Genomic DNA, 226 nt, shown 5'->3' with positions numbered 1-226 from the left:
TAATAGGCTAGCATGGGAGTGCACAACGCCTTTGGGCTGGCCTGTCGTGCCGGACGTATACATCAAGAGCGCATGTTGGTTGGCGGTGAATTCCGGAATTTCAGCCTTGTCATGTAGATATGTACGGACTTTCGGGACACTTCCTGTAAATTCCCTGATTTGGGATGGAGGAAGTTTTCATGACGAACGACGAACGCGACATTCAACGCAAACTTAGAGTGCTGCA

General features: G+C 49.6%; 1 pseudogene. It reads right to left on the bottom strand.

Features of this window, described 5'->3' with window-relative positions:
• Nucleotides 1-120, bottom strand: a pseudogene (locus ACXAH3_RS16520) (AMP-binding protein); the annotation flags it as partial.
• Between the last annotated feature and the right edge of the window lie 106 nt (nt 121-226).

This window comes from Aliiroseovarius sp. ABM4_368 (assembly GCF_056161205.1).
This window is presented reverse-complemented; position numbering and strand designations above follow the sequence as displayed.